Annotated in this window: 26 protein-coding genes; 15 read left to right on the top strand and 11 right to left on the bottom strand. The window is 69.6% G+C overall.

Features of this window, described 5'->3' with window-relative positions; genetic code table 11:
• Nucleotides 1-334: 334 nt before the first annotated feature.
• From DTA15_RS08335 to DTA15_RS08320, 4 genes are read left to right on the top strand one after another with little or no spacing between them, the layout of a single operon-like run.
• Nucleotides 335-1,348, top strand: a complete 1,014-nt coding sequence (locus DTA15_RS08335; RefSeq protein WP_012338678.1) for a LysR family transcriptional regulator — start codon at nt 335-337, stop codon at nt 1,346-1,348.
• A complete protein-coding gene (locus DTA15_RS08330) occupies nt 1,345-2,805 on the top strand; it encodes an NAD(P)-binding domain-containing protein (protein WP_006491074.1) in 1,461 nt (486 codons plus the stop codon). The genes DTA15_RS08335 and DTA15_RS08330 overlap by 4 nt, the downstream gene beginning before the upstream one ends.
• Nucleotides 2,802-3,329 (top strand): CMD domain-containing protein, encoded by a 528-nt coding sequence (locus tag DTA15_RS08325; protein ID WP_006491077.1) that lies wholly within the window; start codon nt 2,802-2,804, stop codon nt 3,327-3,329. The genes DTA15_RS08330 and DTA15_RS08325 overlap by 4 nt, the downstream gene beginning before the upstream one ends.
• The gene (locus tag DTA15_RS08320) at nt 3,326-3,919 is read left to right on the top strand and encodes a peroxidase-related enzyme (protein WP_006491072.1); all 594 of its coding nucleotides are present in this window, start codon (nt 3,326-3,328) and stop codon (nt 3,917-3,919) included. The genes DTA15_RS08325 and DTA15_RS08320 overlap by 4 nt, the downstream gene beginning before the upstream one ends.
• 36 nt (nt 3,920-3,955) lie before the next feature.
• Here DTA15_RS08320 and DTA15_RS08315 read toward each other — a convergent pair whose 3' ends face one another.
• A complete protein-coding gene (locus DTA15_RS08315) occupies nt 3,956-4,387 on the bottom strand; it encodes an Lrp/AsnC family transcriptional regulator (protein WP_006479718.1) in 432 nt (143 codons plus the stop codon).
• A gap of 294 nt (nt 4,388-4,681) precedes the next feature.
• On the opposite strand from DTA15_RS08315, the gene ocd reads away from it, so the two are divergent.
• Complete coding sequence (ocd, locus tag DTA15_RS08310; protein ID WP_006494134.1) at nt 4,682-5,761, top strand: ornithine cyclodeaminase; 1,080 nt, start codon at nt 4,682-4,684, stop codon at nt 5,759-5,761.
• A gap of 58 nt (nt 5,762-5,819) precedes the next feature.
• Entirely contained in the window at nt 5,820-6,824 is a 1,005-nt protein-coding gene (ctlX, locus tag DTA15_RS08305; RefSeq protein WP_006491076.1) for a citrulline utilization hydrolase CtlX, read from the top strand.
• An 85-nt stretch (nt 6,825-6,909) separates the two neighbouring features.
• Here ctlX and DTA15_RS08300 read toward each other — a convergent pair whose 3' ends face one another.
• From DTA15_RS08300 to DTA15_RS08285, 4 genes are all read right to left on the bottom strand, one after another.
• Nucleotides 6,910-9,666 (bottom strand): Hsp70 family protein, encoded by a 2,757-nt coding sequence (locus DTA15_RS08300; RefSeq protein ID WP_012493133.1) that lies wholly within the window; start codon nt 9,664-9,666, stop codon nt 6,910-6,912.
• A gap of 5 nt (nt 9,667-9,671) precedes the next feature.
• Entirely contained in the window at nt 9,672-11,513 is a 1,842-nt protein-coding gene (locus DTA15_RS08295; protein WP_006484308.1) for an Hsp70 family protein, read from the bottom strand.
• Nucleotides 11,510-12,100 carry a DUF2760 domain-containing protein gene (locus DTA15_RS08290; RefSeq protein ID WP_012493132.1) on the bottom strand — a complete coding sequence of 197 codons (591 nt, stop codon included), beginning with the start codon at nt 12,098-12,100 and terminating at the stop codon, nt 11,510-11,512. Before DTA15_RS08290 ends, DTA15_RS08295 begins: the two co-directional genes overlap by 4 nt.
• 251 nt (nt 12,101-12,351) lie before the next feature.
• Nucleotides 12,352-12,792: an Rrf2 family transcriptional regulator gene (locus tag DTA15_RS08285; RefSeq protein ID WP_006488781.1), complete on the bottom strand. Its 441-nt coding sequence runs from the start codon at nt 12,790-12,792 to the stop codon at nt 12,352-12,354.
• Nucleotides 12,793-12,933: 141 nt separating this feature from the next.
• Between DTA15_RS08285 and DTA15_RS08280 the strand changes: the two genes are divergently transcribed.
• Nucleotides 12,934-13,848: an NAD(P)/FAD-dependent oxidoreductase gene (locus tag DTA15_RS08280; protein ID WP_006488767.1), complete on the top strand. Its 915-nt coding sequence runs from the start codon at nt 12,934-12,936 to the stop codon at nt 13,846-13,848.
• A 19-nt stretch (nt 13,849-13,867) separates the two neighbouring features.
• On the opposite strand, the gene DTA15_RS08275 is transcribed toward DTA15_RS08280, so the two are convergent.
• The 3 genes from DTA15_RS08275 to DTA15_RS08265 all read right to left on the bottom strand — a co-directional run bounded on the left by DTA15_RS08275 (nt 13,868) and on the right by DTA15_RS08265 (nt 17,596).
• Nucleotides 13,868-15,313, bottom strand: a complete 1,446-nt coding sequence (locus tag DTA15_RS08275; protein ID WP_006488763.1) for an MFS transporter — start codon at nt 15,311-15,313, stop codon at nt 13,868-13,870.
• Nucleotides 15,314-15,328: 15 nt separating this feature from the next.
• Complete coding sequence (psrA, locus tag DTA15_RS08270; protein WP_006488762.1) at nt 15,329-16,471, bottom strand: iron-containing alcohol dehydrogenase PsrA; 1,143 nt, start codon at nt 16,469-16,471, stop codon at nt 15,329-15,331.
• A 249-nt stretch (nt 16,472-16,720) separates the two neighbouring features.
• A complete protein-coding gene (locus DTA15_RS08265) occupies nt 16,721-17,596 on the bottom strand; it encodes a LysR substrate-binding domain-containing protein (protein WP_006488756.1) in 876 nt (291 codons plus the stop codon).
• Nucleotides 17,597-17,751: 155 nt separating this feature from the next.
• Here DTA15_RS08265 and DTA15_RS08260 point away from each other — a divergent pair, with 155 nt between their 5' ends.
• From DTA15_RS08260 to DTA15_RS08245, 4 genes are all read left to right on the top strand, one after another.
• Nucleotides 17,752-18,711 carry a LysR substrate-binding domain-containing protein gene (locus DTA15_RS08260; protein ID WP_006488772.1) on the top strand — a complete coding sequence of 320 codons (960 nt, stop codon included), beginning with the start codon at nt 17,752-17,754 and terminating at the stop codon, nt 18,709-18,711.
• Between the two features lie 101 nt (nt 18,712-18,812).
• Nucleotides 18,813-19,943, top strand: a complete 1,131-nt coding sequence (locus tag DTA15_RS08255) for a DSD1 family PLP-dependent enzyme (RefSeq protein ID WP_006488785.1) — start codon at nt 18,813-18,815, stop codon at nt 19,941-19,943.
• Nucleotides 19,944-20,052: 109 nt separating this feature from the next.
• Entirely contained in the window at nt 20,053-21,024 is a 972-nt protein-coding gene (locus DTA15_RS08250) for an ornithine cyclodeaminase family protein (protein ID WP_006488773.1), read from the top strand.
• A gap of 24 nt (nt 21,025-21,048) precedes the next feature.
• Nucleotides 21,049-21,771 (top strand): HAD family hydrolase, encoded by a 723-nt coding sequence (locus DTA15_RS08245; RefSeq protein WP_006488782.1) that lies wholly within the window; start codon nt 21,049-21,051, stop codon nt 21,769-21,771.
• Nucleotides 21,772-21,831: 60 nt separating this feature from the next.
• Here the strand turns inward: DTA15_RS08245 and DTA15_RS08240 are convergent, their stop codons facing one another.
• Together DTA15_RS08240 and DTA15_RS08235 are read right to left on the bottom strand one after the other, a co-directional pair.
• The gene (locus DTA15_RS08240) at nt 21,832-22,449 is read right to left on the bottom strand and encodes a glutathione S-transferase family protein (RefSeq protein WP_006488786.1); all 618 of its coding nucleotides are present in this window, start codon (nt 22,447-22,449) and stop codon (nt 21,832-21,834) included.
• Nucleotides 22,450-22,542: 93 nt separating this feature from the next.
• Nucleotides 22,543-22,911, bottom strand: a complete 369-nt coding sequence (locus tag DTA15_RS08235) for a hypothetical protein (protein WP_006488774.1) — start codon at nt 22,909-22,911, stop codon at nt 22,543-22,545.
• Between the two features lie 81 nt (nt 22,912-22,992).
• Here DTA15_RS08235 and DTA15_RS08230 point away from each other — a divergent pair, with 81 nt between their 5' ends.
• The 3 genes from DTA15_RS08230 (at nt 22,993) to DTA15_RS08220 (ending at nt 24,624) form a co-directional block, all read left to right on the top strand.
• Nucleotides 22,993-23,460, top strand: coding sequence for a MarR family winged helix-turn-helix transcriptional regulator (locus tag DTA15_RS08230; protein ID WP_006488765.1), 468 nt, complete (start codon nt 22,993-22,995; stop codon nt 23,458-23,460).
• 149 nt (nt 23,461-23,609) lie between these two features.
• On the top strand, nt 23,610-24,371 hold the full coding sequence (locus DTA15_RS08225) for an isocitrate lyase/PEP mutase family protein (RefSeq protein ID WP_006488783.1): 762 nt from the start codon (nt 23,610-23,612) through the stop codon (nt 24,369-24,371).
• A gap of 76 nt (nt 24,372-24,447) precedes the next feature.
• Complete coding sequence (locus DTA15_RS08220; protein WP_006488764.1) at nt 24,448-24,624, top strand: hypothetical protein; 177 nt, start codon at nt 24,448-24,450, stop codon at nt 24,622-24,624.
• Here the strand turns inward: DTA15_RS08220 and DTA15_RS08215 are convergent.
• A complete protein-coding gene (locus DTA15_RS08215; protein ID WP_006488775.1) occupies nt 24,611-25,510 on the bottom strand; it encodes a LysR family transcriptional regulator in 900 nt (299 codons plus the stop codon). The genes DTA15_RS08220 and DTA15_RS08215 overlap by 14 nt on opposite strands.
• 104 nt (nt 25,511-25,614) lie before the next feature.
• On the opposite strand from DTA15_RS08215, the gene DTA15_RS08210 reads away from it, so the two are divergent.
• Nucleotides 25,615-26,493 (top strand): aldo/keto reductase family oxidoreductase, encoded by an 879-nt coding sequence (locus DTA15_RS08210; RefSeq protein WP_006488769.1) that lies wholly within the window; start codon nt 25,615-25,617, stop codon nt 26,491-26,493.
• Nucleotides 26,494-26,508: the final 15 nt, after the last annotated feature.

The raw sequence follows: 26,508 nt of genomic DNA, 5'->3' as shown, positions 1-26,508 counted from the left end.
TCGAAAAGAGTGAGGGCATGTAACCATCCGGTTCAGGACGATCCAACGAAGTTTTGCGCATATCGATATCGCATGCGGCGCGAAGCAAGCGACGCTCGCGAACGGTCGGCTGTCCGTCGCGCATCAGGCGAAGTACGGGCCTGCATCGCATCGCATTGATTCGATTGGCGTTTCGTTCTCGCGACCTCGCGCAACCGGCGTGCATACGCGCACCACCGGCCGCCGCGACGATCGCGCCCTTCGCAGTTTTCCCGCTGTCGATAGCAAAAATCATTATATGAATCACGCATGCTCACGCTCCTACAATGCGCAAATTGCATCATCGGAACGCGTCATGGAGCTGCATCAACTCGAAGCTTTTTCCGCGGTCATGTCGGCCGGCAGCGTGACCGGCGCGGGCGAACTGCTCGGCCGCTCGCAGCCGGCCGTCACGCGGCAGATCCAGGAACTCGAGGCCGATCTCGGCTACGCGCTGTTCGACCGGCATGGTCCGCGCGTCACGCCGACGCGCCGCGCGTTCCTGCTGTACGAGGAAGTCGAACGCTCGCTGGTCGGCCTGCGTGCGATCGAGGCGCGGGCGCGCGCGCTCGGCGACGAAACCGCCGAACCCGTGCGCATCGCGGCCACGCCGTCGCTCGCGGCCACGCTCGTGCCGGCCGCGCTCGCCGCGCTGCCCGACGACGCGCATGCGCCGCACTATCAGTTGCGCAGCGAATCGGCCGAGCACGTCGTGCACGAGGTGCTGGCCGGCACGGCCGATGTCGGCGTCGTCACGCTGCCGATGGCGCATGCCGGGCTCGACGTGCACTGGATCGCGCAAACGCCGTGCGTCGCCGTGCTGCCGGCCGACGATCCGCTCGCAGCGAAGCCGCGGATCGCGCTGCGCGACCTCGCGCGACGCCGCATCGTGACGGTCGCGAACCGGCACCGGCTGCGCCAGCGGATCGATGCGGCGTTCGCGGCCGCGCGGGTCGACGCGCGCGTGTTTATCGAAACCAATGCGTCGCTGAATGCGGTGATGGCCGCGCGCGCGGGCATCGGGATCGGCATCGTCGATCCGGCCACCGGCGTCGCACTGCCTGTCGAGGGTGTCGTCGCGCGCGCGCTCGACGTCGACATTCCGTTCGCGTTCGGCGTCGCGACGCCGGCCGGCAAGGCGCGCACGGCGGCCGTCGATGCGCTGCTCGACGCGCTGCATCGCACGACGCGCACGCTGCTCGACGACGTGATCTTTCACGACGCCGCCGCGCACGACGCGCTGCTGCGCGGCGACCGGCTGCGCACCGACCGCACCGCGCGCCCGCCTCGCCCGACCCGTGCGCGCCGCGCGCGCCCGGAGGCCGCATGACGAGCCAGCTCGACGCACTCGAAGCGCGGCTCGCGCAGGACCTGCGCTGGCTCGACCTGCCCGCGCCGTCGTGGGTGCCGTCGCGCGAAGCGGACGGCGTGCGCGTGCTCGACGTCGCGATCGTCGGCGGCGGAATGGCCGGGCTCGCGGCTTCCGCCGAGCTGCGCCTGCTCGGCATCGACAACCAGTGCGTGATCGACCGCGCGCCGGCCGGCTACGAAGGCCCGTGGGTCACGTTCGCGCGGATGGAGACGCTGCGTTCGCCCAAGCAGCTCGCGGGCCCCGCGCTCGGCCTGCCCGCGCTGACGTTCCGCGCCTGGTTCGAAGCGCAATACGGCCGCGACGCGTGGGACGCGCTCTACAAGATCCCGCGCCCGCAATGGATGGACTACCTGCGCTGGTATCGGCGCGTGCTCGACCTGCAGGTACGCAACGACACGACGCTCGTCGCGCTGCGCCCGCGCGACGACGGCCTGCTCGCGCTCGACGTGCGCGGCAACGGCGAAGCACAGACGCTGCTCGCGCGGCACGTCGTGCTCGCGACCGGTCGCGACGGGCTCGGCGGCCCGTATGTGCCGCCCGTCGCGCAACGTGCGCCGCGCACGCGCTGGGCCCATTCGTCCGAGCCGATCGACTTCGCCGCGCTCGCGGGCAAGCGCGTCGGCGTGGTCGGCGCGGGCGCGTCCGCGTTCGACAACGCGGGCACGGCGCTGGAAGCGGGCGCCGCGCGCGTCGACCTGTTCTTCCGTCGCGCGGACATTCCGCGCATCAACAAGCTGACCGGCATCGGCAGCCCGGGCCTCGTGCACGGCTACGCCGATCTCGACGACGCAACGAAGTGGCGCTTCATGCACTACGCGCTGACGTCGCAAACGCCGCCGCCGCGCGACAGCGTGCTGCGCGTCTCGCGCCACGACCATGCGCACTTTCATGCGGGCAGCCCGATCGAGACGCTCGCCGACCATGCGGACGGGCTGGAAGTAACGACGCCGCGCGGCCGCTACACGGTCGATTTCCTGATCTTCGCGACGGGTTTTCATTCGGACTGGACGACGCGCGACGAATTCGCGTCGTTCGGCGCGCACGTGCGGCGCTGGAAGGATCGCTACCAGCCGGACCCGGCGCTGCGGCTCGACGAGCTCGCCGAGTCGCCCGATCTCGGCCCCGCGTTCGCGTTCCAGGAGCGCGAGCGCGGCGCGTGCCCGGCCGTCACGCGGATTCATTGCTTCAACCATGCGGCGAGCCTGAGCCACGGCAAGCTGTCCGGCGACATCCCGGCGATCAGCGCGGGCGCGGAGCGGCTGGCACGCGGAATTGCGAGCCGGTTGTTCGATGCCGATCGCGACCGCCACTACGACGCGCTCGTCGCCTACGCGAATGCGGAGTTGCAGGGCGACGAATGGCGCGACGCCGACGCCCTCGATCACTTTGACGACGAAGGAACACCGAAACGATGACTGACTCCATCACGCCGGCCGTCGGGCCGGATACGATCGACGCGGCAGCCGGCCTGCGGGAAGGCGACGCCGTCGCCGCGCTGCGCCGCGCCCGCGACAAGGTGCTGCTGCCGACGCAACTGAGCGAAGCCGCGCTGTTCGATCCCGCGTTGCCCGATCTTTCGCTGATCGAGCGGCTGCATGCGGCGCGGTATGTCGCACGGCAGTCGAATGCGCACGCGCTGGCCGACATCTATCGCGCCCGATTGCTCGACGCGGGCGGCACGCTCGACGACATCGAACGGGCGGATGCCGACGCGCTCGACGCACTGCCGCGCCGCCTCGGCGCGATCCTGTTGCACGCGAAGCGCCTGACGCACGCCCCGGCCGACGCGCGCGCATCCGATCTCGACGCGCTGAAATCGGCCGGGCTCACGACATCCGCGATCGTCGCGCTGTCGCAGCTCGTCGCGTTCGTCGCGTATCAGTTGCGCGTCGCCGCGGCCGCGCGGGCGCTTCAGGCACGTGCCGCGGAGGCCGCATGACGACGGCAGCCCACGGCTTCACGTCCGACACGCTCGGCTGGCGTGCGTGGCTCGACACGGTATCGCTCGACACGGCGACACCCGATCAGCTCGCGGTGCTCGAAGCGAGCCACCCGCAAGCGAAGACGTCCGACTATTACCTGCTGCTCGTCCACCTTCCCGACATCCTGCGGCAACGCTCGGGCGTATTCAACGCGATCATGTACGGTCCCGGCGGGCTGTCGCGCGCGGAGCGCGAACTGGCGAGCACGGCCGTATCGCGCGTGAACGGCTGCGTGTACTGCGCGTCGGTGCATGCGCAGCGCTTCGCGCAGCTCGCGAAACGCACCGATGCGATCGAACAGGTGTTCGAGGATCCGGCGACGGCCGGCACGACGGCGCGCGAACGCGCGATCGTCCGCTACGCGATCGCGTTGACCGAACGGCCCGACGCGATCGGCGAAGATGACATTGCGGCGCTCGAAGTCGAAGGGTTGACGCACGAGGAGATTCTCGACCTGTCGCACGCCATCGCGATCTTCGCGTGGGCGAACCGGTTGATGCTGACGCTCGGCGAGCCGGTGTTCCCGGCACCGGCGGCCACGGCCTGACCGCAGCGAAAGAGGTGGCGCGGGCCCCCGCCCGCGTCACGCCTTGTGCGTCGACAACAAGATGCTCGTCTCGGTATTGGCGATTCCGTCGATCAGCCGGATCGCGCCGAGCACGCGATCGAAGTGCTCGAGCGAATCGGCGTGCAGCTCGGCGACGAGATCCCAGCGCCCGTTCGTGCTGTGGATCGACGCGACGTTCGGATGCCCGCGCAGCACCTTCACCACCTCCGCGCCGCGATTGCCCTGCACCGCGATCGACATCAGCGCGCGAATCCGGTGCCGTTCGGCGGCCGGCTTGAGCCGTACCGTATAGCCGACGATCACGCCGTTTTTCTCGAGCCGCGTGAGGCGGTTCTGCACGGTCGCGCGCGCCACGCGCAATTCTTTCGCCAACGCGACGACGGGCAGTCGCGCGTTGTCGCGCAGCAGCGCGATGAGCTGACGGTCGACGTCGTCGAGCGTGATCATGAACGGCTTTCCTGTTGAGCGTGAACCGGCCGCCAGCGTGCCGGAGGCCGCCCGTTCCGGCCAGCGTGAACTGTTCAAAGTGCCGGAAATGGCTGGCAATTTGCCAAGTCTATCGAGAAATCTGCCACTTTTGCCGTCTTTTTGTTGGCTCGACTCACGGAAATAATGACTCCATCGACCGGCCGACCCGCCGCGCCGCTGCTTTTTCAGCAAGCCCGGATTCGCGCCGACACCCCGCCCGGTCGACCAGAACGCCCGGACACCCGTACCGGCACCGAATATGGAGACAGACCGATGACTCGCTTCCTCGACGTTCCCGCCACCGCCCGCCTGATCGCCAGGACCGGCGTCACGACGTTCCTGCGCGAACTCGTCGACACGCTGCGCGCCGACTACCTGCACTGGGCCGATTTCGACAAGTCGCCGCGCGTCGCGTGCCACTCGCGCGACGGCGTGATCGAGCTGATGCCCGTCGCGAACGCGTCGCTGTTCGCGTTCAAGTATGTGAACGGCCATCCCGTCAATGCGGCGCGCGGGATGCACACGGTGATGGCGTTCGGCGCGCTCGCCGAAGTCGATACCGGCTACCCGCTGCTGCTCGCCGAACTCACGCTCACCACCGCGCTGCGCACGGCCGCGACGTCGGTCCTCGCCGCGCAGGCGCTCGCCCGGCCCGATTCGCGCACGATGGCGCTGATCGGCAACGGCGCGCAAAGCGAATTCCAGGCGATCGCGTTCCACACGCTGCTCGGCATCGACGAAATCCGCGTGTTCGACGTCGATCCGCGCGCAACCGACAAGCTCGTGCGAAATCTCGCCGCGTACCCGAAATTGCGGGTCGTGCGCGCGGCCTCGACCGCCGACGCCGTGCGCGGCGCCGACATCGTGACGACCGTCACCGCCGACAAGGCATACGCGACGATCGTCACGGCCGACATGATCGAGCCCGGCATGCATCTGAACGCCGTCGGCGGCGATTGCCCGGGCAAGACCGAACTCGAGGCGGGCGTGCTGCACGCGGGCCGCGTGTTCGTCGAATTCGAGCCGCAGTCGCGCATCGAGGGCGAGATCCAGCAGATGCCGGCCGACTTCCCCGTGACCGAGCTGTGGCGCGTGCTGCAGCGCGAAACGGCTGGCCGCGAGCGCGCGGACGAAGTCACGGTGTTCGACTCGGTCGGCTTCGCGCTCGAGGATTACTCGGCGCTGCGCTACCTGTACGCGCTCGCGCAGCAGCACAACGCGGGCGTCGAGATCGCGCTGATTCCGCCGGCCGTCGATCCCAAGAACCTGTTCGCGCTGATCGACGACCCGGCCGCGATCGCGCACGGCCACGCGGCGTTCGTGACCGAAGCCGTCGCCGCGTTCGCGCGCTGACCGTCAGCTGGGGGCGGCCCCTGCGCCGCCCGTTTTCCTCCCTCCGCTCCCGCCCTTCATGAATCTCGTATCGATCCAGGCGCCATCCGCCGTCGTGATGATCCGGCCGCACCGCTTCCTGCCGAACCCGCAGACCGCGGCCGACAACGCGTTCCAGTGCACGGCCGCAGGCGGTGCGTGCGACACCTCGTCGATATCGGCCGCCGCGCGCGACGAAGTCACGGCCGCCGCGCGCACGCTCGCCGATGCGGGCGTGCGCGTGCACGTGTTCGACGACCACGGCGAGCGCGACACACCCGACTCCGTGTTCCCGAACAACTGGTTCTCGACGCATCCGGGCGGCCATGTCGCGCTGTATCCGATGCACAGCCCGAACCGTCGCCGCGAGCGGCGGGCGGACGTGATCGAGATGCTGAAGGCCGAGTACCGCGTGCAGGACGTGATCGACTACTCGGGCCTCGAATACGACGACGTGTTCCTCGAAGGCACCGGTGCGATGGCGCTCGACCACGTCGCGCGGATCGCGTACACCGCGCGCTCGCGCCGTGCCGATCCGGTCGCGCTCGAACGCTTCTGCACGCACTTCAACTTCGAGCCGATCTGCTTCGACACGGCCGACGCGAACGGCAAGCCGATCTATCACACGAACGTGATGATGAGCGTCGCGACCGAGTTCGCGATGGTCGGCCTCGACCTGATCGCCAACAGCCGCCGCCGTGGCGAGATCGCGCAACGCCTGACCGAAACGGGGCGTGCTGTGATCGCGCTCGACCACGCGCAGATCGCGAATTTCGCGGGCAATACGCTGGAATTGTCGGGGAAGGATGGGCGCGTGCTCGCGCTGTCGCGGCGTGCGTTCGACTGCCTCACGCACGACCAGCGCGCGGTGATCGAACGCTCCGCGCGGTTGCTGCCGCTCGACGTGCCGACGATCGAGCTGGCCGGCGGGTCGGTGCGCTGCATGCTCGCGGGGATACATCTCGCGCGGCGCTCGATGGCGGCACGCGACGGCGCGGCAATCGAACCGATGGAACGGGAGCGCGAAGCGGTGTCGCACGCCTGACTGTAGCGGGTTCTGACGTCACGCTACCGTTGACGCGACCGGATGCTTCGATCTGCGAACGAGATCGAAGCATCCGGTCGTGCTTTCAATCGGCCAGCAACTTCAACCCCGCCGGCAGCGTTTCGCCGAATACGCGCGCCGTATCGGCTTCGTCGAACGCGATCGCTTCACGGACCATGTCGATCCACGCCGCCGATGCATTCGCGGCCGACAGGCGCTTGATGACGGCCTCGCGCGTGTCGTCCGGCAAATCGCGCGAGCGGTCGCCCGTCATCCGCGCGATCTGCGCGGCCGCGAACGCGGCCGGCTCGACCTGCTTCCAGTCGAGCGCGAACAGCGCATCGAGCCAGCCGCCAACGATTTCCGCCGGCACGACACTGTGCGCGCTGCCATAGAACGGCCGCCGCGCACCGATCCGCCCGAGCGCCCATGCGCACAACGCGCGTTCGGCCGGCTTCTGCAGCTGCACGATCAGGCGCTCGGCGAGCTCGACCTTGCGCTCGACGGGCAACCGTTCGAGCGACGCCGACAACCGCGTCATGTCGGCCGGCCCGACCTTGGCCGGATCGAACGGCAGCTTGCGCCGCTTGTCGTCGGACGGTTCGAGGAACGCGATCGCGTCGCGCACCTGCGTCTGCGCATCGTCGTCGAGGCCGCCGGCCACGCGCCGCCACAGCGTCCACCACTCGGACCACACCTGCGCATCGGTCACGTATTGAATGCCGTCGTCGAACAGCGGCCACAGTTGCTCGATGCGCCACGCGTCGAGCGGATGACCGAAGCCCGGACGCAGGCAATAGCCGGCGAGATTCAGCCACGCGCGCTCGTGATCGGCCGAGCGACGGCGCCGCCGCGCCCGTGCGAGCAATGCGTCGAACAGTTCGCGCGCGAGCGCGACGTCCCAGTCTTCGCGGGCGCCGAGCACCTGTTCGAGTTGCGCGCGCAACCGGCGCGTGTCCTTCGGCGTCACGCCCGCGGCCTTGCTGCCGAACGAGCGCTCGATCAGCTCGATCGCCTGGTCGAGCCGCGGATGCCGCGCGGACGCCGCATCGTCGCCGTGCCCCGGCGCATCGCCGCGCAACTGGAATTCGAGCCGCCAGCGGCGCGCCGCGTCGTCGGTCGCGATGCAATGCATTTCGAGCGTGCCGACCTCGGTCAGCGACGCGGTGAGCTTCACCGGCGTTTCGCGCGCGTCGCCACCCGCCTTCGCGTCGACGACCGTCGCGATCGGCGGCAGCCGCACGAAATCGCCGCCGTCGAGATCGACGAGATCGCCGGGCCGGTACTTCGTGTCGGCCACCGTCGATACGAGGTGGAACCGCACCGGCTGCCCGAGCTGCAGCGCGAACGTGCGATCGTCGAGCCGGATCTCGCGTCCCTCTTCCGCGCCGCGCGGCAGCAGGCAGACGCCGCGGGCGGCGGAATCGTCCGCACCGTCGTCGAGCACGAGGAAATAGCTGCGCGCGGAGCCGCCGCCGATGCGCGGCGCATGGCCGGCACGCGCGAGCCCGTAGGCCACCGCGCCACGCGCGACGGCCACGTCGGGATGCGCGTTGTGCAGCACGTCGAGCGGCGCGCCGCGCCACGCACCGAGCGTCTGCGCAAGCCGGCCGGCGAGCGCGCCCGCGCGGAACACGCCGCCGTTGAGCAATAGCGTGTCCGGCAGCGGGCCTTCCGCATGACGATTCAGGAACGCGGCGACGTGGCGCGTGACGGCCGCGTCGCTCGCATACGGCAAGCCGAATTCGACGATCGCCGCGCGCGCCCGGCGCGGCAGTTCGCCGGCCTCGACCTGCGGAAAGAACCCGTCGACGACGATCTGCTCGACTTCCTGCCGCGTCAGCTCGGCCGAGCGCGCGCCGCCGACGAGCTTGCTGCCCGCGCCGAGCAGCGTGACGGTGGCGGACGCCGGCGCGTCGTCGCCGAGCAGCCGCTCCTTCGCCGCGCGGCAGCGCTCGACGAGCTGCGACAGGCTCGCGGCCGACAGCCGCGTACCGGGCTCGGTCAGCCGTGACTCGACCAGGCGCGCGAGCGCGAGGTCCATGTTGTCGCCGCCGAGCATCAGGTGGTTGCCGACGCCGACGCGCGTGAAGGTCGGCTCGCCATCGTCGCCCGGCGCGACGTCGACGAGCGTGAGGTCGGTCGTGCCGCCGCCGACGTCGCAGATCAGCACGCGCCGCGCCGCGGCGAACGTCTCGCGCAACGTGTCGCGCTGGCCGTACAGCCAGTCGTAGAACGCGGCTTGCGGCTCTTCCAGCAACCGCAGCGCCGGCAGCTTCGCGCGCCGTGCGGCCTCGACGGTCAACGCGCGCGCGCCGTCGTCGAACGACGCGGGCACCGTCAGGATCACGTCCTGCCGCGCGAGCGGCGCGTCGGGAAAATGCGCGTTCCACGCGTCACGCACATGCGCGAGATAGCTCGCGCTCGCATCGACGGGCGACACCTTGTCGACGCCGTCGGCCGCGCCCCACGGCAGGATCGCCGCGAGCCGATCGACCGACGCGTGCGACAGCCAGCTCTTCGCACTCGACACGAGCCGGCCCGGCACCTGCGCGCCCAGCGTGCGCGCGTAGCGGCCGATCACGGCCGGCGGCGCACCGGCCGCGCCCGCCTTCGTGTCGGCCTTCGGCTCGGCCGCCCACGGCAGCCGCAGCGCGTCCGGCGGCAGCTCGCCCGCCGCCGGGTGATAACGCACCGACGGCAGCAGCGGCTGCGCGGCCACCGCGCCGGGCCCGACGAGTTGCTCGACGTCGAACACGCGAATCGCGTCGGAGCCGGCCTCGACGTACGCGACGACCGTATTGCTCGTGCCGAGGTCGATGCCGACCGTATAACGCTTCATCGCGCTCAGGCGGCGCCGCGCACGTCGAACTCGACCTTCCAGCGCTCGTTCGTGCCGCTCGGGATCGCCTCGAGTTCGAGCGTGCCGGCTTCGGTCACGCGCGCGTGCAGCTTCACCGGCACGACTTCGCCGACGGTGCGCCCTTCGGCGGGCAGCGTCGCCTGGATTTCCTCCAGCTCCTGCAGCTCTTCCGGCGACCAGTAGTCGAGCAGCGTGCCGACCTGATCCTGGCGGCGCACCGACGAGCCGAAGAAGCGGAACTGCACCGGTTCGCCGACGACGAGGCCGAACTCCTGCGGCGGCAGCGCCGCGTCCGAGCCTTCCTCCATCCCGAACGGCGCGACGCACAGCGCCTGCACCGGCGGCTCGAGCCCCGGCACCGCGGGCATCGCCGATTCGATCGCGACGTAGTACGCACGCGCCGTGCCGCCGCGAATGCGCACGCCACGGCCGCGCTTCACGTAGCCGTAGTACGCCGCGCCGCGCGCGACCGCGAGATCGAGATCGGCGCCTTCGAGCAGGCGCGCGGGCGGCGCGCCTTCGGCGGCGAGCCAGCCGTTGAGCGTGTCGAGCACGCGCTGCGTGAGCAGCGTCGACTTGAACACGCCGCCGTTGAACAGCACGGCGGTCGGATGCAGGAACGTCGCGCCCTGCGGCAGCGTGCGCTGCACGCCTTCGAGCGTGTCGAGCGCCGCGACCTGGCGGCCGAGGAACGCCGCGAGATGGCGCGTGATGCCGGCGTCCTGCGCATACGGCAGGCCGAGCTGCGTCAGGCCGACACGCGCGCGGCTCACCGGCCGCGCGGCGGCATCGACTTGCGGGAAGAAGCCTTCGAGGATCGTCTGCGTGAGTTCCGCGCGCGTCAGTTCCGTGCGGATCGAGCCGCCGATCAGCTTCGAGCCGCGGCTCGGCACGACGAGCGGCACCGCATCGGTGGTCGGGTCGGACAGCAGCGTTTCCTTGGCCGAGCGGCACGCGTAGGTCAGCGCGCGCAGTTGCCACGGATCGGCCTGCGTGCCCTGCTGCGCGAGCTTGCGTGCGACCACGTGCGCGAGGGCGAGGTCCATGTTGTCGCCGCCGAGCAGGATGTGCTCGCCGACGGCCACGCGATGCAGTTCGAGATTGCCGTCGCGCTCGACCACCGCGATCAGCGACAGGTCGGTCGTGCCGCCGCCGACGTCGACGCACAGGATCAGGTCGCCGACCTGCACCTGCTTGCGCCAGCCGCCCTCGCTCTTCTGGATCCAGCTGTACAGCGCCGCTTGCGGCTCTTCCAGCAGCGTCATCCGCGAATAACCGGCGGCACGCGCGGCTTCCGCCGTCAGTTCGCGCGCGGCCGGATCGAACGACGCGGGGATCGTGACCGTCACGTCCTGGTCGGCGAACGGCGCGTCGGGATGCGCGTGGTCCCACGCTTCGCGCAGGTGCGTCAGGTAGCGGATCGAGCTTTCCAGCGGCGACACACGGGCCACTTCCGGCGGTGCATCGCTCGGCAGGATCGCCGCGCGGCGGTCGACGCCCGGATGGCACAGCCAGCTCTTCGCGCTCGACACGAGGCGGATCGGCGTGCCGGCGCCGCGCGTGCGCGCCATCTCGCCGACCGCGAAAGCGCGCGAGGCCGTCCACGGCAGCGTCAGGTCGCCCTGGGTCAGCTCGCTTTCATGCGGCAGGTAGAGGAACGACGGCAGCAGGTCGCGCGATTCCAGCGCGCCGGGCGCGGTGAGCTGCGCGATCGGCAGCACCTGCTGCACGATCTTTTCGCCGTCGCTCGTGCTGCTGTCGACGTACGACAGCGCGCAATGGGTCGTCCCGAGGTCGATACCGATCGAATAGCGCGGATCGCTCACAGTTCCACCTCCGCCGGTGCGATCACCGATGCGTCGTGGCTGCCCGTCAGCTTCGGCAGGCGCACGTCGGACACGCGCCAGCCGCGATGGCTGACGGTGCCGGTAAACGGCGCGGAGCCGACCACGTTGCCCGTCACGCGCACGGCGGTCGCGTCGAAGCCGGCGGGCAGCGTCACGCGGCTGCCTTCGGCTTCGTCGCGCACCGGCACGATCGTGAAGTGTTCGCGCAGCGCGGCGCGGCAGCCGTCGTGCACGAGGCGCGCGGCCGCGCCGATATCGGCGTCCGCGTAGCCGGCGATGTCTTCCTCGACGAAATCGATGAAGCGCGCATCGCGTTGCAGCAGGCCGAGCAGTTGCAGGGCGGCCTGCGGGCTCGCTTCGCGCAGCTCGGGCGCCGGCGCCTTCACCGGCGCGGGGGCGACCGGCGCGGCAGCCGGCGCGGGGGTCGGGGCCGGCGCGACCGGGGCCGGGGCGCCGTCGCGCACGCGCAGCACGCCGGCGGCGAACTCGCGATTGCCGAGCACGGAGAAGAACGTGCCGACGGCCAGCGACAGCCGGCCGAAGAAGGACAGGTTGGATTCGGGCATGGGGTCTGGACTCCTGTGGGCTCGCAGCACGGCGAGCGTTTCTTGCCTGGGCGCCCGGCGGCGGCGTGCGGCATGCGCACCGGCGCCGCCCGGCGCGTGATTCGAACGCACCCTCGCGGGTGCGGAAAACCCGTATTTTGCCCTGTGGCGGACGAACCGGGCAGAAGTCGGGGGACAGAACATGGCGGCGCGGCGGTTTCCGCCGCGCCGGATCGCGCGTCAGATGCGATCGAGCGCGATGCTGCGACGCGTCAGCGCGACTTGCTCAGCCGCGCCGCCTTCGCTTCGAAATCGCGCGACAGCATGCCGAGCGTGACTTCGCCGAAGCGCGCGAGCAGCGACGCTTCGGCTTCCTTCAGCGTCGCCGACAGGTGCGCGTTGACGGCCTGTTCGACCAGGCATTCGAGTGCATCCTCGGGCACCAGGTCGGAAAACAGCGGCGGCTCGCCCACCGCGCGATAGACGTCGAGCAGCGTGATGTCGTCGAGCGCGACGCTCAGCGCCCAGCCGCCGCCGTGCCCCTTCTCCGACTGCACGTAGCCGCAGTCGCGCAACCCGCCGAGCAGGCGCCGCACGACGACCGGGTTCGTGCACAGCATCGTCGCGATCGTCTCCGACGTCAGCGGACCGTCGGCCTGGTCCATGTGGATCAGCGCATGCAGCATGCGCGACAAACGGCTGTCGGTTCTCACGGGCGGGGCTCCCCTTCTCTCGAAACTTTTGAAGTTGCATGAATGATACCATCGCCCTATCATGCAACTTCTCGTGTTTCATGAGTTGGCCGCCAGCGGAACACGTGGATCATTCACGCAGGTCCAGAAAGGAGTTGATGCATGCATTCCCATCATGAAGTGATCGTGATCGGCGGCAGCTTCGCCGGGCTGTCGGCCGCGATGCAACTGGCGCGGGCACGCCGCCGCGTGCTCGTGATCGACGCCGGTCGGCCGCGCAACCGCTTTGCCGAACACGCGCACGGCTTCTTCGGCCAGGACGGCAAGCCGCCCGCGCAGATAGTCGCGGAAGCGCGTGCGCAGCTCGCCGCGTATCCGACCGTGCAGCGCATCGACGGCGAGGCACGCACCGCCGAGCGCGACGCGGACGGGCGCTTTCACGTGACGCTGGGCGACGGCAGCCGCGCGAGCGCCGACCGGCTGATTCTCGCGACCGGCATCCGCGACGCGTTGCCCGCGCTGCCGGGGCTGGCCGAACGCTGGGGCATCAGCGTGCTGCATTGCCCGTACTGCCACGGATATGAAGTGAGCGGCCAGCGGCTCGGCGTGCTCGCCACGCATCCGCTGTCGGTCCATCAGGCGATCCTGATTCCGGACTGGGGCCCGACGACCTGGTTCACGCAGGGCGTGGTCGAAGCGAACGAAGAGGAAGCCGCGTTGCTCGCAGCACGCGGCGTACGCATCGAGCACTCGCCGGTCGTCGAGATCCTCGGCGCTGCGCCGCGTATCGACGCGCTGCGGCTCGCCGACGGTCAGGTCGTGCCGATCGACGCAATGTTCATCGGCGCGCGCACCGACATGGCGAGCGACCTCGCGCAGCAGCTCGGCTGCGCGTTCGACGACGGGCCGCTCGGCACCGCGATTCGCGTCGACACGTGGAAGCGGACGAGCGTCGCCGGCGTATATGCGGCCGGCGACGCGTCGAGCCTGATGACCAACGCGACGTTCGCGTCGGCATCGGGCGTGGCGGCCGGCGTGGGCGCGCACCGGTCGCTGGTTTTCGGGCTGGACGCGTAGGTGGATGGGCAGCCGGGCGTCACGCCGCGCGCGGCGCGGCGTCCACCGCCGGCTGCGCGTCCCCCTCGGCGCTGCACGCTTCCAGCGAAATCCGCCGCGTCTCGCGCCCGTTGAGCCACCACAGGCCGGCCGCGAGCGGTCCCGGCAGCGCAAGCACCAGCAGCACGACCAGCGCGGCCGACGGCGAGCCCGACATTGCGTAAACATTCGTCAGCATCAGCGGCGCGATCACCGCGCCGAGCCGGCCGATCGCGACCGACACGCCGAGCCCCGTCGCGCGAATCCGCGTCGGCAGGATTTCGGACGACACCACATAGCCCGAGATGTACGCCCACGTGACGCCGAACTGGATCAGGCAGTAGCCGAACACCATGCCGGGCAATGCGTGCATCGCATAGATGAAGACGATCGCCGCGACGGTGAACGTATAGCTCGCGAACAACGACGCGCGCCGGCCCCAGGCCTCGACCAGGAACGCCGCGACGATGCCGCCCGCGAGCGCCGCGGCGTTGCCGATCATGTAGTAGATCGGCATGTCCGTCGACGCCACCTTCAGGTACGGCAGCAGCACGAGCGCCATCAGCGACAGCACGCCGTACACGACGGCCGCCTGCGAGAAGTTCAGCGCGCCGGCCAGCGCGCAGCGCGCGCGATACGCGCCGAACAGTTCGCCGACGTTGCGCCAGAACGCGGGCGCCTGGTGCGCGAAGCGGGTCGGCGTGTAGCGCTTCGTCAATGGCGCGCGGTCGGCCTGCGCGCTCGGCGCGCGCGCCACGCTCGCGACGATCTGCTCGACGATCGCTTCGGCTTCCGCCACGCGCCCCTGCTGGATCAGCCAGCGCGGCGATTCCGGAATCACGCGGCGGATCCAGAAGAACACCAGCGCCATCGTCGTGCCGAGGCCGAAGCCCACGCGCCACGCCCACTCGGGCGGCAACTGGTTCAGCACCAGATACGACACGGCCGCCGACAGCAGCGCGCCGACCGGAAAACCCGACAGGATCAGCGCGTCGGTCCGGCCGCGATGGCGCGTCGGAATGAATTCGCCCATCGTCGCGGTCACCGCCGAATATTCGCCGCCGACGGCCAGCGCCGTCATCGCGCGGAAGAACAGGAACGATTCGTAGTTCCACGACAGCACGGTCGCGACGCTGAAGCACGCGTACCAGAGCAGCGTCGCGAGGAACAGGCGCTTGCGGCCGTAGCGGTCGGCGAGATAGCCGAACGCGATCGCGCCCACCAGCATCCCGAACACCCAGATGCTGACCGCGAGCGAGCCCTGCGCGGCGCTCAGGTGCCAGTGCGACTTCAGCACGCCGAACACGCTGCCGATGATGTTGGTTTCGAACGAATCGAGCGCCCAGCCGACGCCGAGCGCGACCAGCATCAGCGTGTGGAAGCGGGTCCACGGCAGGTTGTCGAGACGCGTGAGCGCGTCCGTTTCGATCGGATGAGACGGTTGCATGATGAGGGCTCCTCGTCAGTGAAGCGCCCGCTCGGGCTGCTCCGGGCTGAAGTCGAAATGCGGGAAGCGCGCGCGGGTGCCGATGAAGTTGCGCCCACGTGCGCCGTCGAATGCGTGATCCACGATGCGCGCCCATTCGGGCGCGTCGATCCCGTACGCGGCCGGGTGGCTCGCGACGCCGAGCGCGTCGAGCAATGCGACGAGCTGCGCGGGGGCGGACGCCGTATCGCCGAAGATCTCGCGCAGCGCGGCGTCGCACGCGGCGTCGACGCCGAGCGCCGCCTGCATCACGGCCGGCAGGCAGAACGAGCACGCGATGCCGTGCGCGACGCCGCGCGTCAGCGTGATCGCATAGGAAATGCTGTGCGCGAGCGCGGTGTGCGTATTCGAGAACGCGAGCCCCGCGCGCAGCGCGCCGAGCGCCATGTCGCTGCGCGCGTCGAGATCGTCGGGGTGCGCATTCACGCGCCCGAGGCCGTGCATCAGTTCGCGTGCCGCCTGCACGGCAAGACCGCGCGTGACGGGGTTCGCATGGACGTTCCAGATGCTTTCGAGCGCGTGCGACAACGCGTCGAGACCGCTGGCGAGCGTCGGCTGCATCGGCAGGCCGACCATCAAGCGCGGATCGACGATCACCGTTTCAGGAAAGAGATCGGGCCGCGACAGCGACAGCTTGCGCGCGTTGTGCGGATCCCAGACGGTCGCCCACCGCGTCACTTCGCTGCCGGTGCCGGCCGTGGTCGGGATCGCGACGATCGGCAGCGCAGGCCGCACCGGTGCGTCGCCCGTCGTACCCGCGGCGCCGGACAGGATGCGCAGCACGCGATCGAAATCGCCGTGTTCGGCGGCGAGCACTTTCGCCGAATCGATCACCGAGCCGCCGCCGAGCGCGATCAGCACGTCCGGTTTGGCGGGCAGCGCGGCGAGCCGCTCGCACGCGCGTCGCAGCATCGGCACCGACGGGTTCGCCTCGACGCAGTCGATCCGCGCGAGCGCCGGCCCGAGCTGCGCTTCGACACGGTCGGCCAGCCGCGCGAACACGGCATCGGGATACGTGACGATCGCGTAGCTGCGTCCGCCGAGCGCATCGCTCAGATCCGTGAGCGCGTCGACGCCGAAGCGGATCCGCACGGGATTGTGGAAGTGCCAGTCGCTCATGCCGCCGCTCCCGGGCGACGCCGCGTATCGCACACTTGTCCGTTCACGACCCGATATTCTGCATGACGAACCAACACGAAAAACCGATCTGCCGCGCAATGCATGCTCGCACCTGAATGGAATGGGGACGAGCATCAGGTTAGGCATCCGCGATGACGCGCTCATGATCGAAAATCCCGGTCATCGACTATGGATCGACCGAATTTCTCGATCGATCGCCGCCGCATGCCGGTGCGTCGTTGCCCGCGGTCACGTGTCGAGCGGCCGGCACCGCGCGACCGCATCGAAAAACGACGCGACCAGCCGGCTGCCGCGCCGTTCGCTCAGGCAACACACGTGGATATGGGTTTCGACCGGGTCGCCGTCGATGCGCAGCGGCCGCAGCCGCTCGTCGGGCACGTATTCGGCCTTCGATACCGTGCCGACGCCGAGCCCGCGCGCGACGGCCTCGCGCAACGCCTCGCGGCTGCCGATGTCCATCGCGATGCGTGGCGTCAGGCCGGCCGCCGCCATCGCGTCTTCGAGCGCGCGGCGCGTCGTCGAGCCCGGTTCGCGCATCAGCAGCGGCTCGCCGGCCAGTTCGTGCAGCGTAATCGCGTCGCGCGTCGCGAAGCGGTGCGTCGAGCGCACAAACGCGATCACCGGAAAGCTCGCATAGCGCTGCGTGAAGTAGCGCGCGTCCTCGAACGCGCGGGCCACCACGCCGACGTCGCACACGTACTCGTCGAGATCGCGCAAGACGGTTTCCGAATTGCCGAGCGCGACCGACAGGTGCATGTGCGGATGCAGCTTGTGATACGCGTCGATCATCTCGGTGACGTGAAACGGGCCGACCGCGCCGATCTTCAGCGAGCCGCGCTGCAATGCGCCGCTGTCGCGCAGCAGCGCGGCGGCATCGCTCTCGTCGCTGCAGATGCGGCGCGCGATCGGCAGGAATTCGAGCCCGACCGCCGACAGCTCGACGCGCCGGCCGCGGCGGTGGAACAGCTCGACGCCGTGTTCATGTTCGAGGGTCTGGATCTGCGACGTGATCGTCGTCTGGCTGGTGGACAGCGCGCGGGCGGCCGCGGTGAAACCGCCGTGCTGGACGACGGCAATGAAGCTGCGAAGCTGGGTCAGTGTCATGACGGGCGGTCGAATCGATCGGGAAATACGTGCCGAATGCCGGATAGCATCGAAAAATTCAATGTATCGGGCGAATGTGACAGGCGCGTTCCGGTCGAGCTTGTCGCCGCCCCTCGACGCCGCGTCGATGGCTTCGCCGCACGATGTGCGGTTTAATGCTCGACATCACCGGCATTAAGAGCCATGAAATGCTCGACCTCGACGACCTTCGACTCGTCCGCGCGATCGGCACGTCGCGCTCCCTGGCCGCTGCCGCCCGGCTGCTCGACCTCACGCCGCCCGCGGTGACGATTCGCCTGCAGCGGATGGAGGCACGGCTGAACGCAAGGCTCGCCGTGCGGCAGCCGAAAGGGATCGCGCTGACCGACGAAGGGCAGCGGCTGTACCAGGAAGCCGTCGGCATTCTCGAGCGCGTGGAAGCGCTGCCGGGCAGCCTCGCGGGCGACCACGGCGACGTGCAGGGCACGCTGCGCGTCGTCGCCCCGCTCGGCTTCGGCCGCAAATACGTCGCACGGATCGTGCGCGACCTGCAGCGCGCGCATCCGAAACTCGACATCTCGCTCCATCTGTCGGAAAGCCCGTTGACGAGCGCGGCGGGGGCCGACGTGGTCGTCCATGTCGGCAGCCTCAAGTCGTCGTCGTGGATCGGCTATCCGCTCGCCCCCAACGAGCGCTTCCTGTGCGCGAGCCCCGCGTACGCGCGCCGCCTCAAGGATCTGAAGCATCCGTCCGACCTGACGCGCTACGACTGCCTGTGCCTGCGCGAGAACGACGAAGACATCCCGCGCTGGCGCTTCTCGCCCGGCAGCGGCGTCGACGGCGAATCGCGGCGGGCTACCGTCATCCGCGTCAGCGGCGCGCTGTCGTCCAACGACGGCACCGTCATCACCGAATGGGCGCTCGCCGGGCTCGGCATCGTCGAGCGCTCCGAGTGGGACGTCGCGCCGCTGCTGGCGAACGGCAAGCTCGTGCGGCTGCTGCCCGGCTGGAACCTGCCGGCCGCGCCGGTGACGGCGCTGTTGCCGTCGCGTACCGGCCGCTCCGCGCGGCAGCGGGTGTTTCTCGACGCCGCGCAGCGGTTTCTCGATCCGCCGCCGTGGCGCGGCAAGGCATAAGCGTTAAATGCGGCTTAATGGCAGATTAGCCGCGCATTAAACACGAGGCGGCCCAACCGCCCTACAGTGTCCGCATCGGCAACCACACCATCGGACACCTCGTGAACCTTCATACGCTCAATACCCCGGCCGCCCTGATCGACGTCGGCCGCATGCAGCGCAACATCGCGCGCATGCAAACGCATCTGGACGCACTCGGCGTCCGGTTCCGGCCGCACGTCAAGACCACCAAATGCCGGCACGTCGTCGACGCGCAGATCGCGGCGGGCGCGCAAGGCATCACGGTGTCGACGCTCAAGGAAGCCGAGCAGTTCTTCGCGCACGGCATCCGCGACATCGTCTATGCGGTCGGCATGGTGCCCGCCAAACTCGGGCAGGCGCTCGCGCTGCGCCGGCAGGGCTGCGACCTGAAGATCGTCGCCGACAGCCTGCCGGCCGCGCAGGCGATCGCCGCCTTCGGGCGCGAGCACGGCGAACGGTTCGACGTATGGATCGAAGTCGACGTCGACGGCCACCGCTCGGGCATCCCGCCCGAAGCCGACCTGCTGATCGACGTCGGCCGCGCGCTGACCGGCGGCGGCACGCTGCTCGGCGGCGTGCTCGCTCATGCGGGCTCCAGCTATGAACACGACACGCCCGACGCGCTGGCCGCGATCGCCGAACAGGAGCGCAGCCGCACCGTGCGGGCCGCGGAGCGCCTGCGGGCCGCCGGGTTGCCGTGCCCGGTCGTGAGCATCGGCTCGACGCCCACCGCGCTTGCGGCGGAGCGGCTCGACGGCGTGACCGAAGTGCGCGCCGGCGTGTACGTGATGTTCGACCTCGTGATGCACAACATCGGCGTGTGCGAACAGTCCGACATCGCGCTGTCGGTGCTGACCACGGTCATCGGTCATCAGGAAGAGAAAGGCTGGGCGATCGTCGACGCGGGCTGGATGGCGATGAGCCGCGACCGCGGCACGCAGCGCCAGGCACGCGACTTCGGCTACGGGCAAATCTGCACCGAAGCCGGCGAAGTGCTCGACGACTACCTGATGAGCGCCGCCAACCAGGAACACGGGATCGTATCGCGCACGGGCACGCCGGATACGGACATCGCGCGGCGGTTTCCGATCGGCACGCGCCTGCGCATCCTGCCGAATCACGCGTGCGCGACCGGCGCTCAACATCCCGACTACCACGCGATCGGCGACGACGGCGCCGCGCAGACGTGGCCACGCTTCTACGGGTGGTAAGCGAAGTCCGGCGCCCATGCCGCGCCATCCGCGCATTGACTATTTATCCAGTTCTGGACAAACTTTAAACACCCTCGATTCGTCTCGTGCCGGACAGGCACCCCCGACCATGCCGACCGACGCCCGCCTCCTTCTCCTCGACCGCGATGCCGTCGAGCCCGCCCTGCAAGCCGGGCAAGTGATGGCGGCCGTGCGCGAAGCGTTCGTGCTGCACAGTCAAAGGGCCGGACGCGTATTCCCGGTGGTGCGCGAGAAGCTGCATACCGGCGGCGTGTTCGGCATCAAGTCGGGCGACGTCGCCGGCCAGGATCTGCTCGGTTTCAAGGCGGCCGGGTTCTGGCCGGGCAACCGTACACGCGGCGGCGAGCCGCATCAGGCGACCGTCGCGTTGTTCGATCCGGCGACGGGCCGCCCGCTGTGCATCATGGACGGCAACGCGATCACCACCGCGCGGACCGGCGCCGCGGGCGGCCTCGGGCTGCAACAGCTCGCGCGCCGCGACAGCACGCGGATCTGCGTGTTCGGCACGGGCGTGCAGGCGCGCGTGCAGCTCGACTACGCGCTCCGGCTGCTGCCGCAGCGGTGCACGGTGCAATACGTGAACGTCGGCGGCGAGCCGGACCCGGCGTTCGAATCGCACTTCGTCGAACGGTGCACGATCGGCGTGGCGCGCGACCGGAACGATGCGGTCGCCCACAGCGACGTGGTGATCACGGCCACGCCCGGCGGCGGGCCGTTGTTCGACGCGGATGCGGTTCGGCCGGGCACCCACCTGACCTGCGTGGGCGCCGATACCGCGGGCAAGCGCGAACTACCGCCTGGCGTGCTGGAACGCGCGCGCATCGTCGTGGACGATCACGATCAGGCGCGCAGCATCGGCGAGTGCCAGTGGGCGCCGGATTTGCCGCGCACGGAAATCGGTGACATCCTCGCGGGTGCGGCATCGGTCGACCGTGCCGCGCACGAGATCACCGTCTTCGACATGACGGGCCTCGCGCTTCAGGACCTGACCGTCGCGCGCTTCCTGTATCGGCACGCCGTCGACAACGGCACCGGAACCGCCGTTCCGTGGCCCTGGTAACACGACTTCCCGCTTTCAACCACCATGCGTCTCACCCAAGTTTCCGCCCTGTCGTTCGACCTCGACGACACCCTGTGGCCGTTCGGGCCGTCCGTCGTCCGGGCCGAAGCGACGCTTCGTGCATGGTTGCTCGAGCACGCGCCGAATACCGAGCGCGTGCTGCCGACGCAACAGGCGCTCAGCGCGCTCCGTGAGGAATACGAACGTTTGTATCCGGATCTCGCCAGCGACTATCGCGCGATGCGAATCGGCTCGATCCGGCTGGCGCTGGAACGCGCGAACGAAGATGCCTCGCTGACCGATCGGGCCTACGACGTCTTCTATGCGGCGCGCAATCGCGTCGAGTTCTATGAAGACGCGCTGCCGGCGCTGGCGTGGTTGAGCGCCCGCTTTCCGTTGATCGCGGTCACCAACGGCAACGCGGATCTCCGGCTGACCGGCGGCGGCGAATTCTTCCGCACGACGCTCAGCGCGCGCGTATTCGGCTTCGCCAAGCCGGAACCCGAAATCTTCCATGCGGCGGCGGACGCACTCGGCGTGCGGCCGGCCGAATTGCTGCATGTGGGCGACGACTTCCACCTCGACATCGTCGGCGCGTTGAATGCGGGGCTTCAGGCCGCGTGGGTCGTGCGCGAACCTCGGGCGGGCGGGGAACCGGCTCCGCCGCAGGCGGCGACACCGCATCTCACGTTGCGCGATCTGGCGATGCTGTGTCGTGCGCTCGGCGGGCCCGACACGGTGTCGTGATCGCACGCGGACGCGGCGGGTCACGCCGATGCGGCGCATGACCCGGCACCCGTTTCACTGTCACGCCGCCTTCCGCGCCTCCGCGATCCGCTGCGGCGCCTTCGGCCGCGCATACAGCCGCTCCAGATACGCGCGCAGTTGCGGGAACGGTTCGATCAGGTGGCATTCGCTCGCCCAGTCGATCAGGTAAGCCGTCACGCAGTCGGCCACCGTCAGCGAATCGCCGACGATGAATTCGCGCCCTTCGAGATGCTTGTCGAGAATCGCGGCCATCGTCGTGAAATCCTCGCGCGCCAGTTCGATATCGGCCGGCGAGCGTTTCTCCGGCGGATAGATGAACGTATGCCGCGTGATCCGCCACAGCGGCTGCTCGAGTTCCGTCACCGCGAACATGACCCATCGATAGGCCTCCGCCCGCAGCGCCGGCTCGACCGGCAGCAGCGCCTTCTCCGGGTACTTGTCCGCGAGATACAGCACGATCGCGGCCGACTCGGGAATCACGAGGTCGCCGTCCACCAGCACCGGCACCTTGCCGGCCGGATTCAGGCGCAGGAATTCGGGCCGCTTGTGCTCGCCCTCGAGCAGGTTGACCGACACGAATTCGAAATCCGCATCCAGTTCCTTCAGCCCCCACAGCGCCCGCTGCGAGCGGGTGCCGGCAAATCCGTAAAGCTTCATCGCCCATCTCCATCCAGAATGTCGGGAAAATGTCTGCATCCGGACCACGCGCATCGCATCGGGCGACACGTCGCGTCCGGCCTCACGCGTCGCTCATGCGCCCGGAATCGCCAGCACCGGCATCACGTCGACCGACACGCCCGGGAACAGCGTGAAATGCGGATGACCTTCGAACAGCGCGGCGGCCGCCTCGTGCGATGCCGCCCGCACGACGCTGAAGCCGCTCAGCGCATTGGACGTGTCGCGGATGCCGCCGGCGTCGATGGTCTTGGTCTTGCCGAGCGGGCCGCCCAGTTCGACGATCGCGTCGCGATGGCGCTCGACCCACGCATGCCACGCGGCGATGCCGTCGCGCTCGCGCGTGCGCCGCTCGTCCTCCGGCAGCGCCATCCATGCCTTCATCGCCGGGCTGTCCCGGGTCCCGAGAAATACGGCGAGATACAACTGTTGTTGCGCACTCATGCCTTCTCCTCCGATGACGGACGCGGCGGATTGCCGCGCCTCGACCTTGACAAGATAGGTTGATATCAACACAATTGCAACATGGCACGAAAAGAAAAGCTTCCCTTCGAAACGACGCTGATGGTCCGCGATTGCTGCCTGTGCCTGCACATGCAGCGCGCGGCGCGCAATCTGGCGCGCATCTTCGACGATGTGCTGCGCCCGCTCGACCTCACCAACGGTCAGTTTTCGCTGCTGATGTCGTTGAACCGGCCGCAACCGGCCCCGATGAAATCGGTTGCGTCGCTGCTCGCGATGGATCGCACCACGCTCACCGCGGCGCTCAAGCCGCTCGAGCGGCGCGGCCTCGTCACGATCGCGCAGGATCCGGACGACCGGCGCAGCCGCCTGCTCGAACTGACTCCGGCCGGGCACGACCTGCTGACCGAGGCGTTCCCGTTGTGGCAGCGCGCGCATGCCGAGATCGAGCGGCCGTTCGCGCCGGGCGAAGTCGACCAGTTGCGCGGCCAGTTGCGCACGCTGTCGATCGATCCGGGTTCGCGCGACTGAGGCGGCGCGCGGATCGCCCAGCGGCGGCGATCATGCGCACTTCCTGTCACGCGCTGTCAGCAGACATTGCCGGCGTCCGTCGCACCGCCCGATTCGATGGCAATATCGCTCGGCACGACAACCGATCCGGTATCCATAAGGAGACGAGCATGGGCAACAACGAGAAGGGCGCGATTTTCCGGTCGCTTCACCGCGCGGGCCAGCCGCTGGCGCTGTTCAACGTGTGGGACGCCGGCAGTGCGCGCGTGGTGGCCGACGCCGGCGCCGTCGCGCTGGCCACCGGCAGCTGGTCGGTCGCGGCAGCCAACGGTTTCGTCGACGGCGAGCAGATGCCGCGCGCGCTGATGATGGAGGTGCTGGAGCGGATCGTGCGTGCGACGGACTTGCCCGTCACCGTCGATCTCGAAAGCGGCTACGGCGAGCGGCCGGAAGATGTCGCCGAGACGATCGCGATGAGCATCCGGGCCGGCGCGATCGGCTGCAATCTCGAAGACAGTTTTCCGTCGACGGGCGAACTGCGCGACGTCGACGAAGCGGCGGCCCGTATCGCGGCGGCCCGGCAGGCGGCCGATCGCGCGGGCGTCGACTATTTCATCAACGCGCGCACCGACGTGTTCTTCAAGGCGGCAACCGAGACGCACGACGAACGATTGCTCGACGCGACGCTGGCGCGCGCCCGCGCGTACGCGGCGGCCGGCGCCGACGGCCTGTTCGTGCCCGGCCTGCGCTCGCCGGCGCTCATTCGCGCGCTGACGGCCGCGTCGCCGCTGCCGGTGAACGTGATGCGCGTCGCGGAAACGCCGACGCTCGCGGAACTCGCGGAGTACGGCGTGGCGCGCATCAGCCACGGGCCGTATCCGTATCTGCAGGCAATGAAGACGCTGGCGGCGCTGGTCAAGCAAGGCGGCTGACGGATTCGCGGGGCGGCGGGCGGCCGCCGCGCCGTCGCTGCCGGCCATCCCGATCGGCTTTGTTCACGCAGGCGTCGTGCTGCGCTACTTCTCGCCGATCACGACGATCGGTACGCCGCCAAGCGCGGCCGCGCGGGAACCGCGCATCGCGTGCATGTTTCCGGCCGACGACGCGACCGGCGCGTACCACCGGCAGCGGCTCGACGCGCACGCGCACGCGCCGGTGCGCCGACCCGCGCTCAGGATGCCTTAATGAAATCGATGAACGCGCGGAGTGCCGGCGGCACCAGACGCCGCCCCGGATAGTACAGAAACGGGCCCGAGAACGGCCGCCACCACGGTTCGAGCACCGGTTCGAGCGCGCCGCTGTCGACATGCGGGCGCAGCCAGTCTTCGAACAGATGCACGATGCCCGTACCGGCGATCGCCGCGTCGACCATCAGCTCCGTCGCCCCGCCGATCTGGACCAGTAGCGGACCGGCGGCCGGCTCGACCCGCACGACCTCGCCGTCGCGCTCGAACTCCCACGGCGGCATCGCGCCGCTTGCGAAACGCCCGCGCAGGCACCGATGGTCGAGCAGGTCGCGCGGATGCCGCGGCCGGCCGTGCCGGTCGAGATAGCCGGGCGCCGCCGCGGTCGCGAACCGCTGGACGCGCGGGCCGATCGGCACCGCGATCATGTCCTGTTCGAGCCGTTCGTCGTAGCGGATGCCCGCGTCGCATCCGGCCGCCAGCACGTCGACGAAATTTTCGTCGGCGGTCACTTCCAGCCGGATGTCCGGATACGCATCGAGAAAGCGCGGCACGATCGCGGGCAACACGAGCCGCGATGCGCTGACCGGCACGTTGAGCTTCAGCGTGCCGGCCGGTCGGCCGCGGAATTCGTCGATACCGTCGAGCGCCGCCGCCACTTCGGTCAGCGCGGGCCCGAGGCGCGCGAGCAGGCGCTCGCCGGCTTCGGTGGGCACGACGCTGCGCGTCGTGCGATGCAGCAGCCGCACGCCGAGCCGCGCTTCCAGCCGGCGCACGGCCTCGCTCAGCCCCGACGCGCTGAGGCCCGTCATGCGCGCGGCGTCGCGGAATCCGCCGGCGCGCGCCACGGCCATGAACGCGTTCAGATCGCCCAGATCGGTTTGCATTGTTCGCCTTTTCGTACAACCCGTGCGAATTATGCCGGCTTATCGCGCAGACGACTCGTCCCTATGCTGAACGCATTCATTCATCTCATCGACAGGAGCACGTCATGCCCGACATTCGCCACACCGCCACCTTCAGGCTCGGAGATCGCCACGTCAGACGGATCGGCTACGGCGCGATGCAGCTCGCCGGCCCCGGTGTATTCGGCCCGCCGAAAGACCGCGACGCCGCATTGAAGGTCTTGCGCGAAGCCGTCGAATCCGGCGTCGACCATCTCGACACCAGCGACTTCTACGGCCCGCACGTGACGAACCGGCTGATTCGCGACGCGTTGCATCCATATCGCGACGATCTCGTGATCGTCACCAAGATCGGCGCGCGCCGCGGCGACGACGCGTCGTGGCTGCCCGCCTTCGCGCCCGACGAACTCGAACGGGCCGTGCACGACAACCTGCGCAACCTGGGGCTCGACGTGCTCGACGTCGTCAACCTGCGCATCATGTTCGACACGCACGGGCCGGCCGAGGGATCGATCGAAGCGCCGCTGGCCACGCTCGCCGAACTGCAACGGCGCGAGCTGGTCCGGCACATCGGCCTGAGCAACGTCACGCCCGCGCAGGTTGCAGAAGGCCGGCGGATCTGCGACATCGTCTGCGTGCAGAACCACTACAACATCGCGCATCGCGGCGACGATGCACTGATCGACACGCTGGCCCGTGACGGCATCGCGTACGTGCCGTATTTCCCGCTCGGCGGCTTCTCGCCGCTGCAGTCGTCGACGCTGTCCGACGTCGCCGCCCGCGTCGGCGCGACGCCGATGCAGGTCGCGCTTGCGTGGCTGCTGCGCCGCGCGCCGAATCTCCTGCTGATTCCCGGCACGTCGTCGGTCGCGCATCTGCGCGAGAATCTCGCGGCAGCCGATCTCGCTCTGCCGGCCGACGCGCTCGCGGCACTCGACCGCATCGCGGACGCCAGCGCCACCTGACGCCCGGACGATCGG

The organism is Burkholderia cenocepacia, from assembly GCF_900446215.1.
GTDB classification, from domain to species: Bacteria; Pseudomonadota; Gammaproteobacteria; order Burkholderiales; family Burkholderiaceae; genus Burkholderia; species Burkholderia cenocepacia.
This window is presented reverse-complemented; position numbering and strand designations above follow the sequence as displayed.